Genomic DNA, 15,898 nt, shown 5'->3' on the forward strand with positions numbered 1-15,898 from the left:
CATGACCCCACCACAGACTCCCGCCCGCCGCCGTTTCCTGTTCCAGGGCGCCAGCCTGCTCACCGCCACAACATTGCCTGCCTGGGCGCATGCCAGTACCGCTGGCGGTCGCCAGCTCGACCTGCGCCACACCCATACGCAGGAGCGGCTGGACCTGGTCTATGCGGTCGGCGGCGACTACCTCGATCCCTCGCTGAGCCGGCTCAACCGTTTCCTGCGCGACCATTACACCGGCGAGGTCGGTTCGATGGACCCCTTGCTGTTTGATCAGCTGCACCAGGTGCGCACGCTGCTCGGCGCGCGCATGCCCTACGAGGTGATTTCAGGCTACCGCTGTCCCGAGACCAATGGTCGGCTGCGCCAGAAGGGCAGCGGTGGCGTGGCCAAGAAGAGCCTGCACATGGAAGGGCGCGCGATCGACGTCCGCCTGCCCGGCGTGCCGCTGGCCGAGTTGCGCGATGCCGCGCTGTCGCTGCAGGCCGGCGGCGTCGGCTTCTACCCGGAGTCGCAGTTCGTCCACATCGACACCGGGCGCGTGCGTCGCTGGTGAATCCATGCTGGGGCGCCGTGGGCGCGTCGTAGCCCGCGGGCTGCACCCCCTTATGCCCCTATGCCGCCCGCCAATGAAAAAAACGGCGTGGACCCCAAAAGGTCCACGCCGTTTCACTTATCGCTTGGCGCTAAGGCTTACTTGATACGGCCGTAGCTGGTGCGCAGCGGGTCGATGCCACCGCCACCACCACCCTGGCGGCCCGGGCCGCCATTGCCCGGACGACCGGCGCCACCACCCGGACGACCACCGCGGCCACGGCCGCGCTCGCCGAGCGCATCGATGCCGGTGCGCAGCGGATCGGGCTGACGCGCGGCGCCGCCCATGCCGCCTTGAGCGCCCTGGCCCTGGCCCGGACCGCCACGACGGCCTTCGGCGCCGCCACGGAATTCGCCGCGCGCGTCAGCGCTGCGGCCTTCGCCGCGCGGTGCACCCGGACGGGCACCTTCCTGGCGCGGACGGTTGCGGCCCTGACCCTGGCCCTGGCCCTGGCCTTGGCCCTGACCGAATCCGCCGGCGGCGCCCTGGCCACCCGGACCACGACGGCGCTGACCGTCCTGGCGCGGCGGCTGGCTGTCGCTGCCGACATCGCCATCGGCGCGTGCGGCGCGCGGCTTGCTGGCGCGCGGTGCCTTTTCCGGGCTCTTCTTGTCGCGGATGCGTTCCATCATCTCCGAGCGCGCGGCCTTGGCGGCCGCGGCCATGACCTCGCGGCTCGGCGGCTTGCCGGCACCACCCCAGATGGTCTGGCGACCCATGGCGATCGGCTCGGCCTGCTCGCCCGGCTCCGGCATGAACTCGTCGAAGATCTCGACCGGGATCTGCTGCTTGGTGAACTTCTCGATCGCCATCATGAAGCCTTCTTCGTCCAGGCTCACCAGGCTGACCGCTTCGCCCATGGCGCCCGCGCGACCGGTACGGCCGATGCGGTGCACATAGTCTTCGCAGACGTTGGGGATCTCGTAGTTCACGACATGCGGCAGCTCGTCGATGTCGATGCCGCGTGCGGCGATGTCGGTCGCCACCAGGGCGCGCAGCTCGCCGGTCTTGAAGCCGGCCAGCGCCTGGGTGCGCGCGGTCTGGCTCTTGTTGCCGTGCAGCGCCATGGCGCTGATGTTGTTCTTGTTCAGGAAGTCGGCGACATTGTTGGCGCCGAACTTGGTGCGCGTGAACACCAGCACCTGGCTCCAGTTGTGCTGGTTGATGATGTGCGCCAGCAGCGCCTTCTTCTTGCCGCGGCCGACCGGGTGGATGGTCTGCTTGATGCGCTGCACCGTGGTGTTGGGCGGCGTGACCTGGATGCTCTTGGGGCTGTTGAGCAGGCCGTTGGCCAGTTCGCGGATCTCGTCGCTGAAAGTGGCCGAGAACAGCAGGCTCTGCTTGTTCTTGGGCACCAGCCTCAGCACCTTCTTGACGTCATGGATGAAGCCCATGTCGAGCATGCGGTCGGCTTCGTCGAGCACCAGGATCTCGACCTGGGACAGGTCGATATGGCCCTGGTCGATCAGGTCGAGCAGGCGGCCCGGAGTCGCGACCAGGATGTCCACGCCTTTTTGCAGCGCGTTGATCTGCGGGTTCATGCCGACGCCGCCGAAGATCACGGCCGACTTGAGCTTGAGGTGCTTGCCGTAGCTCTTGACCGATTCCTCGACCTGGGCCGCGAGTTCGCGCGTCGGTGCCAGCACCAGGGCGCGCACCGGACGGGCCTTGCCCTTGACGGCTTCCGGCGCGTTTTCCTGCAGGCGGTGCAGCATCGGCAGCGTGAAGGCCGCGGTCTTGCCGGTGCCGGTCTGGGCGCCAGCGAGCAGGTCGTGGCCTGCGAGCACGGCAGGGATGGCCTCGGCCTGGATCGGGGTCGGGTGTTCGTAGCCCTGCTCGCGCACGGCTTCGAGGATGGCCGGGGCCAGCTTCAGTTCTTCAAATGTCATGTTGTTGGGGGCGCAAGTCCGTTGCGCTTGGGACATCGGCCATTCCAGCGCCCGGTTTGATGCGGGCGACCGGCCAGTCTAGCGGGCTGATGCGAATCGAAGGCGGGCTCCGTAGCCGACCGGACAGGTCGGGCGGTAAGCCCCAGCAGGGCGCTGGCGTGGCACTGACTGCAGGTGCACACGCTGACATTGTCGCATAAAGGGATAATGTGGTGTTGCACGCAAGTGGCTTTGCGTTTTTGCCGATTTATCACCTACTACCTTCTCCATGGCCCAATACGTTTTTTCCATGAACCGTGTCAGCAAGACCGTGCCGCCCAAGCGGCAGATCTTGAAGAACGTTTCCATCAGCTTCTTCCCCGGCGCCAAGATCGGCGTGCTGGGCCTGAACGGCTCCGGCAAGTCGACCCTGCTCAAGATCATGGCCGGCATCGACAAGGACATCGAGGGCGAAGCCATCGCGATGCCGGGCATCAAGATCGGCTACCTGCCGCAGGAGCCGCAGATCGACCCCGAGCAGACCGTGCGCCAGGCGGTGGAAGAGGGCATCGGCGGTTCGCTGAAAGCCAAGGCCCGTCTGGAGGAGGTCTACGCCGCCTACGCCGAGGAAGACGCTGACTTCGACGCGCTGGCCGCCGAGCAGGCCGAGCTCGAAGCCATCATCGCCGCTGCCGGCTCCGAGAACACCGACCTGCAGCTCGAGCTGGCCGCCGACGCCCTGAACCTGCCGCCCTGGGACGCGCTGATCAAGAACCTGTCGGGTGGCGAGAAGCGCCGCGTCGCGCTGTGCCGCCTGCTGCTGTCCAAGCCCGACATGCTGCTGCTCGACGAACCGACCAACCACTTGGACGCCGAATCGGTCGAGTGGCTCGAGCAGTTCCTGAGCCGCTTCCCCGGCACCGTGGTCGCGATCACCCACGACCGCTACTTCCTCGACAACGCCGCCGAGTGGATTCTCGAACTCGACCGTGGCCAGGGCATCCCGTACAAGGGCAACTACTCCGACTGGCTGGACCAGAAGGAAAGCCGCCTGGAGACCGAGCAGCGCACCGAGGACGCCCGCACCAAGGCGATGAAGGAAGAACTCAAGTGGGTGCGCAGCAACGCCAAGGGTCGCCAGGCCAAGAGCAAGGCGCGTCTGGCCCGCTTCGAGGAACTGTCGGACGTCGACTACCAGAAGCGCAACGAGACCAACGAGATCTTCATCCCGGTCGCCGAGCGCCTGGGCAACCAGGTCATCGAGTTCAACAACGTCAGCAAGTCCTTCGGCGAGCGTCTGCTGATCGACAACCTGAGCTTCTCGGTGCCGCCGGGCGCCATCGTCGGCATCATCGGCCCCAACGGCGCCGGCAAGTCGACCTTGTTCCGCATGATCCAGGGCGTCGAGACGCCGGATGCCGGCCAGGTCGTGATCGGTCAGACCGCCAAGCTGGCCTTCGTCGACCAGAGCCGCGAGAGTCTGGACGCCAGCAAGACGGTCTGGGAAGATGTCTCGGGCGGCCTCGACAACATCGTGGTCGGCAAGTTCGTGATGCCGAGCCGTGCCTACATCGGTCGCTTCAACTTCAAGGGCAATGACCAGCAAAAGCTGGTCGGCAACCTGTCGGGTGGTGAGCGCGGCCGTCTGCACCTGGCCAAGACCCTGGCCCAGGGTGGCAACGTGCTGATGCTCGACGAACCGTCGAACGACCTCGACGTCGAAACCCTGCGCGCGCTCGAAGAGGCGCTGCTCGAGTTCGCCGGCTCGGCCATGGTGATCTCGCACGATCGCTGGTTCCTCGACCGCATCTGTACCCATATCCTGGCTTGCGAGGGCGACTCGCAGTGGAAGTTCTTCGACGGCAACTTCACCGAATATGAAGCCGACAAGAAGAAGCGTCTGGGCGAAGAGGGTGCGCGTCCGAAGCGCGTGCGCTTCAAGGCCCTGAAGTAATCTGCCACCGATCCCGGTTCCATGAATGGATGCCGCCGCGCCAGGGCCCGATCAGGCCCGGGTGCGGCGGCATCGTCACGAAAGCTATTCCATGTCCACCATTCCCCAGGCCCCGAGCGACGAGCAGGTGCAAGCCGACATGCGGCGCTGGATCGAGCAGGCCGTCATCGGCCTGAACCTCTGTCCGTTCGCCAAGTCGGTCTATGTCAAGGACCAGGTCCGCATCGTGGTCAGCCACGCGCGCAACATCGACGCCTTGCTCGATGACCTCGACCGCGAGCTCGAGCTGCTCAAGACCACGCCGGCCGAGCAGGTCGACACCACGCTGCTGGTGCACCCGACGCTGTTCCCCGACTTCTTCGTCTTCAACGATTTCCTCAACGTGGTCGACGAGGTGCTCGAAGAGCATGAGCTCGAGGGCATCATCCAGGTCGCGCCGTTCCACCCGGCGTTCCAGTTCGAGGACACCGAGCTCGATGACGCCGACAACCTGACCAACCGCGCCCCCTACGCCACGCTGCACCTGTTGCGCGAGGACAGTATCGACCGCGCCGTCGAGTCGGGCGACAGTGCCGAGGACATCGTCGAGCGCAACCTCAAGACCGTGCGCGCGCTCGGGCTCGAGGGCTGGAAGCGCCTGCTCTCGGGGCAATGATCCGGGGCTCACGCGCTGCCAGCGGCCTGGCTTTGCACAGTCCTGGTGAAAAAATGCGCTTCAATTAGTCATTTGGGGACGTATTTTCTTGTAGCTGCAGGAATATTTAATAAAATAGCTAAATAAGCTTCCTGTAGTGCTCACCTAGCTGAGTCTTGTCCTGTCGATTTGCGAGCTCCACCATGTCCAACACCGAGATGTCCTCGTCCAACTACTACACCACGCTGGAGGTGGCCAAGATCCTGGGCATGGCGGTGCGATCCGTTCAGCTGATGGTTGATCGCGGCGACCTGCAAGCCTGGAAGACCCCGGGCGGCCACCGTCGCATCACGCGCGAGTCGCTCGAACGCTGGATCCAGGGCAGCCGCGCCGGTGTCACTGGCGTGGCCAGCTTCACTGGACACACCGGCGAGATCCGTGGCCCGGGCCGTCGCCGCGCCATCGTGCATGTGCCGCGCGTGCTGCTGATCGAGGACTCCTCGCATTTCCAGAATCTGGTCACGATGCTGGTCAAGCAGAAGTTTCCGGCGGTTGATCTGCATGTGGCCAACGATGGCATTTCCGGTCTGGTTTCCTTCGGCCACCTGCAGCCGGACCTGATCATCGTCGACATCCTGCTGCCGGGCATCGATGGCGCGACCATGATCACGGGTCTGCGCCGCCACGCGCTGTTTGGCAACTGCAAGCTGATCGTGCTGACCTCGCTCGACGAGGACCAGCGCGCGCCCTATGCCTTCGCGCTGCAGGGGGCCGACGTGGTGCACAAGCCCAAGCTGGTCAGCGAGCTGCCGGCGCTGATCGACAAGGCGCTGGGCCATCTGTTTGCGCCTGCGGTGTCTGCCGATGAGGGCGCTGATGAAGCGCTCGCGGCTGATGTAGAAGCCGCCGAAGCCGAATGAGCCAGCCCATGGCAGCGATCGATCAGCTCCCCGCGCACGAGCAGGAGGCCATTGCCGTCTACTTCGATGGCGATGCCGAGTTCTACCGCGTCTTTCTCGCCTCCGCGGTGCAGCAGTTCCCTGCCGACTTGCGCGAAGGCGATGCGGCGGTACAGGCTGGCGATGTCCAGGCCTTGCGTCGCGCCGCGCACACGCTCAAGGGCGTGCTGTTGACGCTGGGCCATGCCGATCTGTCGGCCTTCGCCAAGACGGTGGAGCTGGCCGCCCAGCAAGCCCCCTGGGATGAAGCGGTCGCCGGCTGGCGCGAGCTCAGCGCCCGTCTGATCGCGGCTTTCAGCCTGGTCTGAACTCCCAACGGCCACGGCCTGGCCGGCCCTTGTTGGCTGGCTGCCTTAGCAGGCTTAGCCAGCTGCCTTGAGCAGCCAGCCCGGCAGCTGCATGCCTTGCGAGGCCCAGAGCAGGCCCCAGGTCAGCATCAGGTAGCGCAGGAACTTGCCGATCGCCATGTAGCAGGCGCAGGCCAGCGGCGGGAACTTGAGCCAGCCCGCGACCAGGCACAGCGGGTCGCCGACGACTGGCAGCCAGGCCAGCAGGCAGGCCTTGGGGCCGAAGCGTTCGAGCCAGTCCACCGCCCTCAGGTGGGTCGGATGGCCGCGTTCGCGGTCGATCAGCGCATGCGCCCCCCAGCCCATGGCCCAGCTGACCATGCCGCCCAGGGTGTTGCCGAGCGTGGCGACGCCGATCGCGGGCCAGAACAGTTCGGGGTTGAGCTTGACCAAGCCGAACACCACCGGTTCCGAGCCCAGCGGCAGCAGCGTGGCCGAGACAAAAGCCACCACGAAGGCCGTGCCGAGCCCATACTCGGGCAGGCTCAGCGTCTGCAGCAGCGTCGTGATCCAGGCTTCCATCGGCACAGTATAGGGGGCGGTCGTGACGGCAATCGATCGCTCCGGTTTGCCCCCGGCGCCCGCTAGCGGCTACAATAGATGCCTTCTTTTTAAGCATCCGCTGTCCGGCGCTCACTCGCGTCGTCCGGCGGGTTTTTATTTTCATCTCCCGAAGTCCCTGTCCGCATGCGCATCGGTCCCTATGAGCTTTCGAACCAGCTGTTCGTTGCCCCCATGGCGGGGGTGACGGACCGGCCGTTCCGCCGTCTGTGCAAGCAGCTCGGCGCCGGCTATGCGGTCAGCGAGATGGTGACCTCGCGTCCCGACCTGCGCGACAGCCTGAAGACCTCGCGCCGTGCCGACCATCGTGGCGAGCCGGGTCCGATCGCGGTCCAGATCGCCGGCACCGATGCCGAGATGATGGCCGACGCGGCGCGCTACAACCTCGAGCGCGGCGCCCAGATCATCGACATCAACATGGGTTGCCCGGCCAAGAAGGTCTGCAACAAATGGGCCGGCTCGGCGCTGATGCAGGACGAGGCGCTGGCACTGCAGATCGTCGAGGCCGTGGTCGCCGCCTGCGAGCCGCATGGCGTGCCGGTCACGCTCAAGATGCGCACCGGCTGGTGCCAGTCGGTCAGGAACGCGCCGGCGCTGGCGCTGGCGGCCGAGCGCGCCGGCGTGCAGATGCTGACCGTGCATGGCCGCACCCGCGAGCAGGGCTACAAGGGCGTTGCCGAGCACGACACGGTGGCCGCGATCAAGGCCAGCGTGCGCATCCCGGTGGTGGCCAATGGCGACATCGACAGCCCGGAAAAGGCGCGCGAGGTGCTGAGCCGCACCGGCTGCGACGCGGTCATGATCGGCCGCGCCGCCCAGGGCCGGCCCTGGCTGTTTCGCGAGATCGGACATTTCCTGGCCACCGGCACCCAGCTGGCGCCGCCGACCGCGTCCGAGCTGCGCGCGCTGATGCTTGAGCATCTGCAGGAGCATTACGAGCTCTACGGCGAATACACCGGCGTGCGCAGCGCGCGCAAGCACCTGGGCTGGTATGCGCGCGCGCTGCCGGTCGACCCGCTGGCCGTGGAGCGGTTTCGCACCCGTATCAACGCGATCGAGGATTGCGCGGCGCAGCTCGACTGCGTGCGCGAGTTCTTCGACGCCACCCCCTTTGAACCCTGGAAACTGGCTGCATGAGCACCGAAAAGCAATCCCTGCAAGACTGCGTGCGCGAGAACGTTGAAACCTATTTCGCCGACCTTGACGGCACCGAGCCGGCCAACCTGCACGACATGCTGATGCGTGCGGTCGAAAAGCCGATGCTCGAAGTCGTGATGGCGCGCGCCCAGTTCAACCAGTCGCGTGCCGCGGTCTGGCTGGGCCTGAACCGCAACACCCTGCGCAAGAAGCTGCTCGAGCACGGCCTGATCGCCTGAGCCCGCAGCCGTCCGCGCCCCACCGTTTATTCACTCTGGAAAAGCCATGAAAGCTCTCCTTTCCGTCTCCGACAAAACCGGCGTGCTCGAACTCGCGCGCGAACTCAACGCCCTGGGCGTGCAGCTGATCTCGACCGGCGGCACGGCCAAGCTGCTGGCCGACAACGGCCTGCCCGTGACCGAGGTCGCCGAGGTGACCGGCTTCCCCGAGATGCTCGACGGCCGCGTCAAGACCCTGCACCCGATGGTGCATGGCGGCCTGCTGGCACGCCGCGACTTCCCCGAGCACATGGCGGCGCTGAAAGCGCACAACATCGGCACCATCGACATCCTGGTGGTCAACCTCTATCCGTTCGAAGCCACCGTCGCCAAGCCTGGCTGCACGCTGGCCGACGCGATCGAGAACATCGACATCGGTGGCCCGGCCATGGTGCGCTCTGCCGCCAAGAACTGGAAGGATGTCGCGGTCCTGACCGACGCCGGCCAGTACGCCGAAGTCGTGGCCGAGCTCAAGGCCGGCGCCATCAGCACCCAGACCCGCTTCAAGCTGTCGGTCGCTGCCTTCAACCGCATCAGCAACTACGACGCCGCGATCAGCAACTACCTGTCCTCGGTCGACCTGAGCGCCGGCGTGCCGGGCGACGAGGCCGAGCCGCCGCGCCTGGCCTTCCCGGGCCAGAGCAATGCCAACTACGTCAAGCTGCAGGACCTGCGCTATGGCGAGAACCCGCACCAGAGCGCGGCCTACTACCGCGACATGAACCCGGCCGCCGGCTCGCTGGTCACCGGCGTGCAGCTGCAGGGCAAGGAACTGTCGTACAACAACATCGCCGACGCCGATGCGGCCTGGGAATGCGTCAAGAGCTTCGACGTGCCGGCCTGCGTGATCGTCAAGCATGCCAACCCCTGCGGCGTGGCCGTCGGCAAGGACGCCCATGAGGCCTACAGCAAGGCCTTCCAGACCGACCCGACCAGCGCCTTTGGCGGCATCATCGCCTTCAACCGTCCGCTCGACGGCGTGGCGGCCCAGGAAGTGGTCAAGCAGTTCGTCGAAGTGCTGATCGCGACCGACTTCACGCCCGAGGCGCTGGCGGTCTTCAAGCCCAAGACCAATGTGCGCCTGATGAAGATCACGCTGCCCGCCGGCGGCGTCAGCGACTTCGAGCAGGGCCGCAATGCGGTCGACATCAAGCGCATCGGCTCGGGCCTGCTGCTGCAGAGCGCCGACAACCACGACCTGACGCTGGCCGACCTCAAGGTCGTGACCACCCTGCAGCCGACCGCACAACAGATGGAAGACCTGCTGTTCGCCTGGAAGGTGGCCAAGTACGTCAAGTCGAACGCGATCGTGTTCTGCAAGGACGGCATGACCATGGGCGTCGGCGCCGGCCAGATGAGCCGCCTGGATTCGGCTCGCATCGCCAGCATCAAGGCCGAGCACGCCAAGCTGACGCTGCAGGGCACGGCGGTCGCCAGCGACGCTTTCTTCCCGTTCCGCGATGGCCTGGACGTGGTGGTGGACGCCGGCGCGACCTGCGTGATCCAGCCGGGCGGCTCGATGCGCGACCAGGAAGTGATCGACGCGGCCAACGAGCGCGGCGTGGCAATGGTGTTCACGGGCGTGCGCCACTTCCGTCACTGATCTGCGCCTGAGCGGCTCCGCCAAGCGGTTGCCAGCTTCGCGATCGGGCTGAGTTGAGCCCTGTTCAAACCCCTCCTGCTTCGGCAGTGAGGGGTTTTTTCTTGTGGGGGCCAGCACAGGCCAGGCGGTCCACGGCGCCACACCGTCACGCTGGATGCGACAGCACCCATTCCCGCTTCATGCACCGCCATCGCGCTGCACGGCGCGCTTGCACTCACCTTTTTGGCGCAGGACAGCCGCGTTTCCTGTGCTTTGCCCGTCCTGGCGGCCCGCTCCTGCTGGCATGTCTTATGCTTCATATGGGGAATCAAAGTTTCACTGTGTTTAACCATGTCATCAATAGGAGTACTTGCATGAAGAAGCGTGTTGCCATCATTGGCGCGGGCCCCAGCGGCCTGGCGCAGCTGCGGGCGTTCCAGTCCGCCCAAGCCCAGGGAGCCGAGATTCCGGAGCTGGTCTGTTTTGAAAAGCAGTCGGACTGGGGGGGCATGTGGAACTACACCTGGCGCACCGGCCTGGACGAGCACGGCGAGCCGGTGCATGGCAGCATGTACCGTTACCTCTGGTCGAACGGTCCGAAGGAATGCCTGGAGTTCGCCGACTACACCTTCGACGAGCATTTCGGCCGGCCGATGGCTTCCTACCCGCCGCGTGAAGTGCTGTGGGACTACATCAAGGGCCGGGTCGAGAAGGCTGGCGTGCGCAAGCACATCCGCTTCAACACCGCGGCACGGGATGTGAGCTTTGACGAGACCAGCCGCAAGTTCACCGTCACCGTGCACAGCTACGATCAGGACCAGACCTACTCGGAACAGTTCGACTGGGTGGTGGTGGCCAGCGGGCATTTCTCGACACCGAACGTGCCTTATTTCCCTGGCTTCGAGTCCTTTGGCGGCCGTGTGCTGCACGCGCATGACTTCCGTGACGCGCTGGAATTCAAGGACAAGGACGTGCTGGTGGTCGGCGCCAGCTACTCGGCCGAGGACGTCGGTTCGCAATGCTGGAAGTACGGCGCGCGCTCGATCACCAGCTGCTACCGCAGCAGCCCGATGGGCTACAAGTGGCCAGCCAACTGGGAAGAGAAGCCGCAACTGCTGCAGGTCGAGGGCAACACCGCGCATTTCGCCGATGGCAGCAGCAAGCATATCGACGCCATCATCCTGTGCACCGGTTACAAGCACCACTTCCCCTTCCTGCCGGAAGCGCTGCGCCTGAAGACCAGCAACCGGCTGTGGCCGCTGAACCTGTACAAGGGCGTGTTCTGGGAAGACAACCCGCAGTTGGTCTACCTGGGCATGCAGGACCAGTGGTACAGCTTCAACATGTTCGACGCCCAGGCCTGGTACGCGCGCGACGTCATCCTTGGCCGCATCCCGCTGCCCGCGCGAGAAGCCATGCACGCGGAGAACCTGGCGTGGCGCGAGGAGGAACTGGCGCTCGAGGATGCGCAGCAGATGTTCGAATTCCAGGGCAAGTACATCGGCCAGCTGATCGACGCCACCGACTACCCGAGCTTCGACATTGCCGCGGTCAACAAGACCTTCCTGGAATGGAAGAAGGACAAGTACGAGGACATCATGGGCTACCGCAACAAGTGCTATCCCTCGCTGATGACCGGTACCATGGCGACGCCGCACCACACGCCGTGGCAGGATGCACTGGACGATTCGCTGGAAAACTACCTCGCGCAACCCTGATCAGGTCGCGCTGATGCCAAAAGGCCCGGGGCGCCAACTGCGCCCCGGGCCTTTTTGGGTCAACGACCTGTGATGACTGATCCGTACCGGCCGCTTGCGGCCGGGGGGAGGCTTCAGGCGCGCACGCGGCTCTTGTCGGGATCGTAGAAGATCGGCGCCGACACGCAGGCGGGCAGGCGCTTCTGGTGTCCGTCGAGCTTGCCGACCTCGACCCGGGTGCCTGCTGTGGCGTTGGACACGCTGATGCGGCACAGCGCGATGTTCTGCCCCGTCAGCGGCGAGCGCGTGGCGCTGGTGACCACGCCGACCTGGGCATGGCCGACATAGACGCCGTCACCGTGAGCGGCCATTTCGTTGCCATCGAGCTGCAGTCCCACCAGCTTGTGCTGCGGGTGCGCGCTGCGCTCGATCAGCGCATCGCGGCCGATGAAGTCGTCGGCCTTGCTCTTGAGCGGGACACAGAAACCGATGCCGGCTTCGAAGGGGTCGGTCTGGTCGGAGAACTCGTGGCCGGCGAACACCAGACCGGCCTCGATGCGCAGGGTATCGAGGGCGTCCAGGCCCAGCGGCGTGAGGCCGAGCGGCTGGCCCAGCTCCCACACACGTGCCCAGACGCGCGGCGCGTCGTCGGGGTGGCACCAGACCTCGTAGCCGAGCTCGCCGGTGTAGCCCGTGCGTGAGACCATGATCGGGCAGCCGTTGTGGTCGTCGAGCCGGCCGACCAGAAAGCGGAACCAGCCCAGCTTGTCCAGCACCGGCTGCGTGCCGGGCGACCAGACCATCTGACGCAGCAGCTCGCGCGCATGCGGGCCCTGCACGGCGATGTTGTGGATGTGGTCGCTGGCCGACTTGACCCAGACCTTCATGCCCAGCTTGTCGGCCTGCTCGCGCAGCCAGATGCCGCTGTAGTCCTCGCCGCAGATCCAGCGGAAGTTGTCCGGGCCCAGCCGCAGCAGGGTGCCGTCGTCGAGCATGCCGCCGTGCGGATAGCACATGGCCGAATACACCACCTGGCCTACCGCCAGCTTCTTGATGTCGCGTGTCAGGCAGTATTGCAGCAGGGCTTCGGCGTCGGGTCCGATGATCTCGAACTTGCGCAGCGCCGACAGGTCCATCACCACGACCTGCTCGCGGCAGGCGTGGTATTCGGCCACCGTACCGAAGCCGTCGTAGCGCATCGGCGTCCACCAGCCGCGGTAGTCGCTGAACTGTCGCGTCAGTGTCGAGGTGGCGCTGTGGAAGCCGCTTTCGCGGGTCATCACCGCTTCGGCATCGGGGGTGGGTCGGTGGGCAATGGACATGCTGAAGCGCTCCTGGGCGGCGTAGAGGCGGACATGGATCTCGGTCGGCATCCAGCCGTTGGCGGGGTCGATGTCGTCCGGACAAGAGGTATTGGCACAGACCAGATCGTCGAGCGCGCGCAGCAGCACATGGTCGCCCGGCCTGGACCAGGGTTCGTCCATGGTCAGCTGGTCATGGGCATCAACGCCGGTGTTGTAGAAGAAGTTGATCGCAGGCCAACCCGGCCGCGCACGCACGCCGTAGGGCGCGAGTTCGCGCGAGAGGTTGTCGCTGCAATTGGCGTGGCCGAAGTAGCCCATGCCTTCGTAGTAGCGCGCCGCGCAGGCCAGGCCGAAGGTGTCGTGCCGGCCGACGGTGTCCTGCACCAGCTCGAGCATCGGCTGCATGTCGCGATCGAAGAAGCGCGAGTGCAGGCCGGGCCCCGGGTAGGCGCGCCCGCCGAGCGTGCGCGTGACCGTGGGATCGAGCTCCTGTTCGATGCCGCGCTCCAGCGCCTGGCGGTTGAAGGCCACGAAGTCGGAGCACTGGCGCCCGGCGACATCGATGATCTGGATGTACTGGCCCTTGGCGACGGTGTAGCTGCGCGCCGTGCCCGGCGCGATGGTGAACTCGTCGACCACCTCGCCCAGCGGCTCGGGCAGGGGCGGGGCGCTGAGGAGGTGGTTGCCTTGGTGATGCACCTGCAGCGCCAGCGGTGTCGGGGCGTTCTGCTCGTGCACGTTGCTGTCGCCGCCCGGTGCCGCCACCAGCACCAGCAGCTCGGCGCTTGCGGTGCAGCGCTGGCGCTGACCCGCCAGACCGCCCGCGGGCCAGAGCAGACAGGGAGCCGGCAGCTGGTCCAGGTCAATACCGCGCCGTTGCAGCCCGAGCTGCACCGGGCGCAGCAGGGGATGCTGACGCTGCAGCAGACCGGCCGTGCCAACGGCGCCGGGCGAAGCCTGCAGACCGAGCGCCGCCAGGGCCTCGCGACCCTGGGCGTCCCAAGCCATCAGCTCGCAGGCCTGCAGGCCTTCGGGGTCGATCACCTCCAGCGTGTCGCCTGCGGCCAGCACCACCACGGTCAGGCCGCCACCGCTGACGCGGTAGCGTTCCAGTGTCGGCGTGCGCAGGGACAGCGCGGGCTCGCGCACGCGGGTTGCCACCGGAGGCCGGGCCGTGGTGGGCCGTGCGTCATCAGGCGCGGTCATCAGAGCGCCTCGTTGCCGTCTTCACCGGTGCGGATGCGCACGACCTGATCCAGGGCGGAAACAAAGATCTTGCCGTCGCCGATCTTGCCGGTGCGCGCTGACTGCTCGATGGCCTCGATCACCAGCGGCACATGCTCGTCGGCCACCGCGGCCTCGATCTTGATCTTGGGCAGGAAGTCCACGATGTATTCCGCGCCGCGGTACAGCTCGGTGTGGCCCTTCTGGCGCCCGAAGCCCTTGACCTCAGTGACCGTGATGCCTTGCGTGCCCAGGTTCGACAGGGCCTGGCGCACTTCGTCGAGCTTGAAGGGTTTGATGATGGCAGTGACAAGTTTCATGTTGAACCTCGAAGGAAGGAAAGCAGGTTGAGAACGAGGGTATGGCTCAAAGCTTGTAGCCCGGCTCGCCGTGCGAAGTCAGGTCCAGGCCCTCGACTTCATCGTCCTCTGCCACCCGCAGGCCACCGCAGACCATCGACGTCAGCTTGAACGCCACGAAGCTGCTGACGGCCGAATACAGGATGCTGAAGCCGATCACAGTGAGCTGTGCCGACATCTGCGAAGACAGGTCACGTCCCTCGGCGAAGCCCAGGCCACCGAGTGCGGGCAAGGCAAAGATCGGAGTCAGGATGCCGCCAGCAATGCCGCCGACACCGTGCACGCCAAACACGTCGAAGGAGTCGTCCAGCCCGATCATGGGCTTGAGTTTTTCCACCGCCCAGATGCAGATCGGCGAGACGATCAGGCCCAGCACGATCGCGCCCATCGGGCCGACAAAGCCGCAGGCCGGCGTGATGGCAACCAGGCCGGCGATCGCACCCGAAACCGCACCCAGCATGCTGGGCTTGCCGCGGTGCAGCCACTCGATCAGCATCCAGGACACCGTGCCGGCCGCAGCAGCCAGCATGGTGTTGACGACCACCAGCATCGCAAAGCCGTTGGCCGCCAAGGCGCAGCCACCGCAGAATGCCAGCCAACCGACCCAGAGCATCGAGCCACCGGTCATCGTCATGGTCATGTTGTGCGGAGACATGGCCGAGGTGCCCACGCCCTTGCGAGCGCCCACCAGCCAGGCACCCACCAGTGCGGCGATGCCCACGTTCACGTGCACCACGTTGCCGCCAGCGAAGTCCTGCGCGCCGAGCGCGAACACCCAGCCCCCGCCCCAGCCCATGTGCGCCATCGGCACGTAGTTGATCGTGAACCAGATCGTCATGAAGACCAGCACGGCGGCGAACTTGATGCGCTCGGCGAAGGCACCCACGATGATGGTCGGCGTGATGGCGGCGAACAGCAGCATGAAGAAGAAGTACAGCAGCTCGGGTATGGTGCCCTGCAGCGAGTCCTGGGTCACCCCGCGCAGAAAGAGCTTGTCCAGACCACCGATCACCGACTGCATCGAGCCGCCATCGGTGAAGGTCAGGGAATAGCCGTAGAGTGCCCACAGCACCGAGACCAGGGAGGAGACCGTGAAGACCTGCATCAGAATGGACAGGACGTTCTTGGTGCGTGCCAGTCCACCGTAGAAGAGCGCCAGGCCGGGAATCGTCATGAGCCAGACCGCGATGCAGCAGGCAAAGATGAAAGCCGTGTCGCCCGTATTGAGCGTGGGCGCAGCGGCCTGGGCCCAGAGGGATGAGGTCGAGAGGGTGAGGCAGGCCGGGATGATCCAGCGCAGGGAGTGGAACGTTTTCAAGGGGAGCTCCATAAGGCGGTTGTGGACGGTCTCAAGCGTGCAAGGAATGTGCCAAAGTTTCCCCTTGTTAATATTGGATTCACTGCA

Annotated in this window: 14 protein-coding genes; 9 read left to right on the forward strand and 5 right to left on the reverse strand. The window is 65.9% G+C overall.

The genetic code is table 11. The annotated features are described in order from the left end of the window. Window position 1: 1 nt before the first annotated feature. The gene (gene mepK, locus C6P61_RS02955; protein ID WP_105728436.1) at window positions 2–550 is read left to right on the forward strand and encodes a peptidoglycan L,D-endopeptidase MepK; all 549 of its coding nucleotides are present in this window, start codon (window positions 2–4) and stop codon (window positions 548–550) included. Between the two features lie 137 nt (window positions 551–687). Here mepK and C6P61_RS02960 read toward each other — a convergent pair whose 3' ends face one another. Continuing rightward, window positions 688–2,478 (reverse strand): DEAD/DEAH box helicase, encoded by a 1,791-nt coding sequence (locus C6P61_RS02960; RefSeq protein ID WP_105728437.1) that lies wholly within the window; start codon window positions 2,476–2,478, stop codon window positions 688–690. A 268-nt stretch (window positions 2,479–2,746) separates the two neighbouring features. Between C6P61_RS02960 and ettA the strand changes: the two genes are divergently transcribed. The 4 genes from ettA to C6P61_RS02980 all read left to right on the forward strand — a co-directional run bounded on the left by ettA (window position 2,747) and on the right by C6P61_RS02980 (window position 6,312). Further along, window positions 2,747–4,411 (forward strand): energy-dependent translational throttle protein EttA, encoded by a 1,665-nt coding sequence (ettA, locus tag C6P61_RS02965; protein ID WP_105728438.1) that lies wholly within the window; start codon window positions 2,747–2,749, stop codon window positions 4,409–4,411. 91 nt (window positions 4,412–4,502) lie between these two features. Then, window positions 4,503–5,066 (forward strand): DUF1415 domain-containing protein, encoded by a 564-nt coding sequence (locus tag C6P61_RS02970; protein WP_105728488.1) that lies wholly within the window; start codon window positions 4,503–4,505, stop codon window positions 5,064–5,066. Between the two features lie 182 nt (window positions 5,067–5,248). Beyond that, window positions 5,249–5,965, forward strand: a complete 717-nt coding sequence (locus C6P61_RS02975; RefSeq protein ID WP_105728439.1) for a response regulator — start codon at window positions 5,249–5,251, stop codon at window positions 5,963–5,965. Window positions 5,966–5,973: 8 nt separating this feature from the next. Continuing rightward, on the forward strand, window positions 5,974–6,312 hold the full coding sequence (locus C6P61_RS02980) for an Hpt domain-containing protein (protein WP_170067312.1): 339 nt from the start codon (window positions 5,974–5,976) through the stop codon (window positions 6,310–6,312). A 54-nt stretch (window positions 6,313–6,366) separates the two neighbouring features. On the opposite strand, the gene C6P61_RS02985 is transcribed toward C6P61_RS02980, so the two are convergent. Beyond that, window positions 6,367–6,873, reverse strand: coding sequence for a YqaA family protein (locus C6P61_RS02985; RefSeq protein WP_105728441.1), 507 nt, complete (start codon window positions 6,871–6,873; stop codon window positions 6,367–6,369). Window positions 6,874–7,038: 165 nt separating this feature from the next. Between C6P61_RS02985 and dusB the strand changes: the two genes are divergently transcribed. The 4 genes from dusB to C6P61_RS03005 all read left to right on the forward strand — a co-directional run bounded on the left by dusB (window position 7,039) and on the right by C6P61_RS03005 (window position 11,627). After that, window positions 7,039–8,049: a tRNA dihydrouridine synthase DusB gene (gene dusB, locus C6P61_RS02990; protein ID WP_105728442.1), complete on the forward strand. Its 1,011-nt coding sequence runs from the start codon at window positions 7,039–7,041 to the stop codon at window positions 8,047–8,049. Next, window positions 8,046–8,288: a helix-turn-helix domain-containing protein gene (locus C6P61_RS02995; protein ID WP_105728443.1), complete on the forward strand. Its 243-nt coding sequence runs from the start codon at window positions 8,046–8,048 to the stop codon at window positions 8,286–8,288. The genes dusB and C6P61_RS02995 overlap by 4 nt, the downstream gene beginning before the upstream one ends. A 46-nt stretch (window positions 8,289–8,334) precedes the next feature. After that, entirely contained in the window at window positions 8,335–9,930 is a 1,596-nt protein-coding gene (purH, locus tag C6P61_RS03000; protein ID WP_105728444.1) for a bifunctional phosphoribosylaminoimidazolecarboxamide formyltransferase/IMP cyclohydrolase, read from the forward strand. A 353-nt stretch (window positions 9,931–10,283) separates the two neighbouring features. Continuing rightward, on the forward strand, window positions 10,284–11,627 hold the full coding sequence (locus C6P61_RS03005) for a flavin-containing monooxygenase (RefSeq protein ID WP_105728445.1): 1,344 nt from the start codon (window positions 10,284–10,286) through the stop codon (window positions 11,625–11,627). A gap of 113 nt (window positions 11,628–11,740) precedes the next feature. Here C6P61_RS03005 and C6P61_RS03010 read toward each other — a convergent pair whose 3' ends face one another. Genes C6P61_RS03010 through C6P61_RS03020 form a run of 3 tightly spaced genes read right to left on the reverse strand, consistent with a single transcriptional unit; the run spans window position 11,741 to window position 15,811 of the window. Then, entirely contained in the window at window positions 11,741–14,116 is a 2,376-nt protein-coding gene (locus tag C6P61_RS03010; protein ID WP_105728446.1) for a trimethylamine N-oxide demethylase, read from the reverse strand. Further along, window positions 14,116–14,454, reverse strand: coding sequence for a P-II family nitrogen regulator (locus C6P61_RS03015; protein ID WP_105728447.1), 339 nt, complete (start codon window positions 14,452–14,454; stop codon window positions 14,116–14,118). The genes C6P61_RS03010 and C6P61_RS03015 overlap by 1 nt, the downstream gene beginning before the upstream one ends. A 46-nt stretch (window positions 14,455–14,500) precedes the next feature. Further along, window positions 14,501–15,811 carry an ammonium transporter gene (locus C6P61_RS03020; RefSeq protein ID WP_202428137.1) on the reverse strand — a complete coding sequence of 437 codons (1,311 nt, stop codon included), beginning with the start codon at window positions 15,809–15,811 and terminating at the stop codon, window positions 14,501–14,503. Window positions 15,812–15,898: the final 87 nt, after the last annotated feature.

This window comes from Malikia spinosa (genome assembly GCF_002980625.1).
GTDB lineage: Bacteria > Pseudomonadota > Gammaproteobacteria > Burkholderiales > Burkholderiaceae_C > Malikia > Malikia spinosa.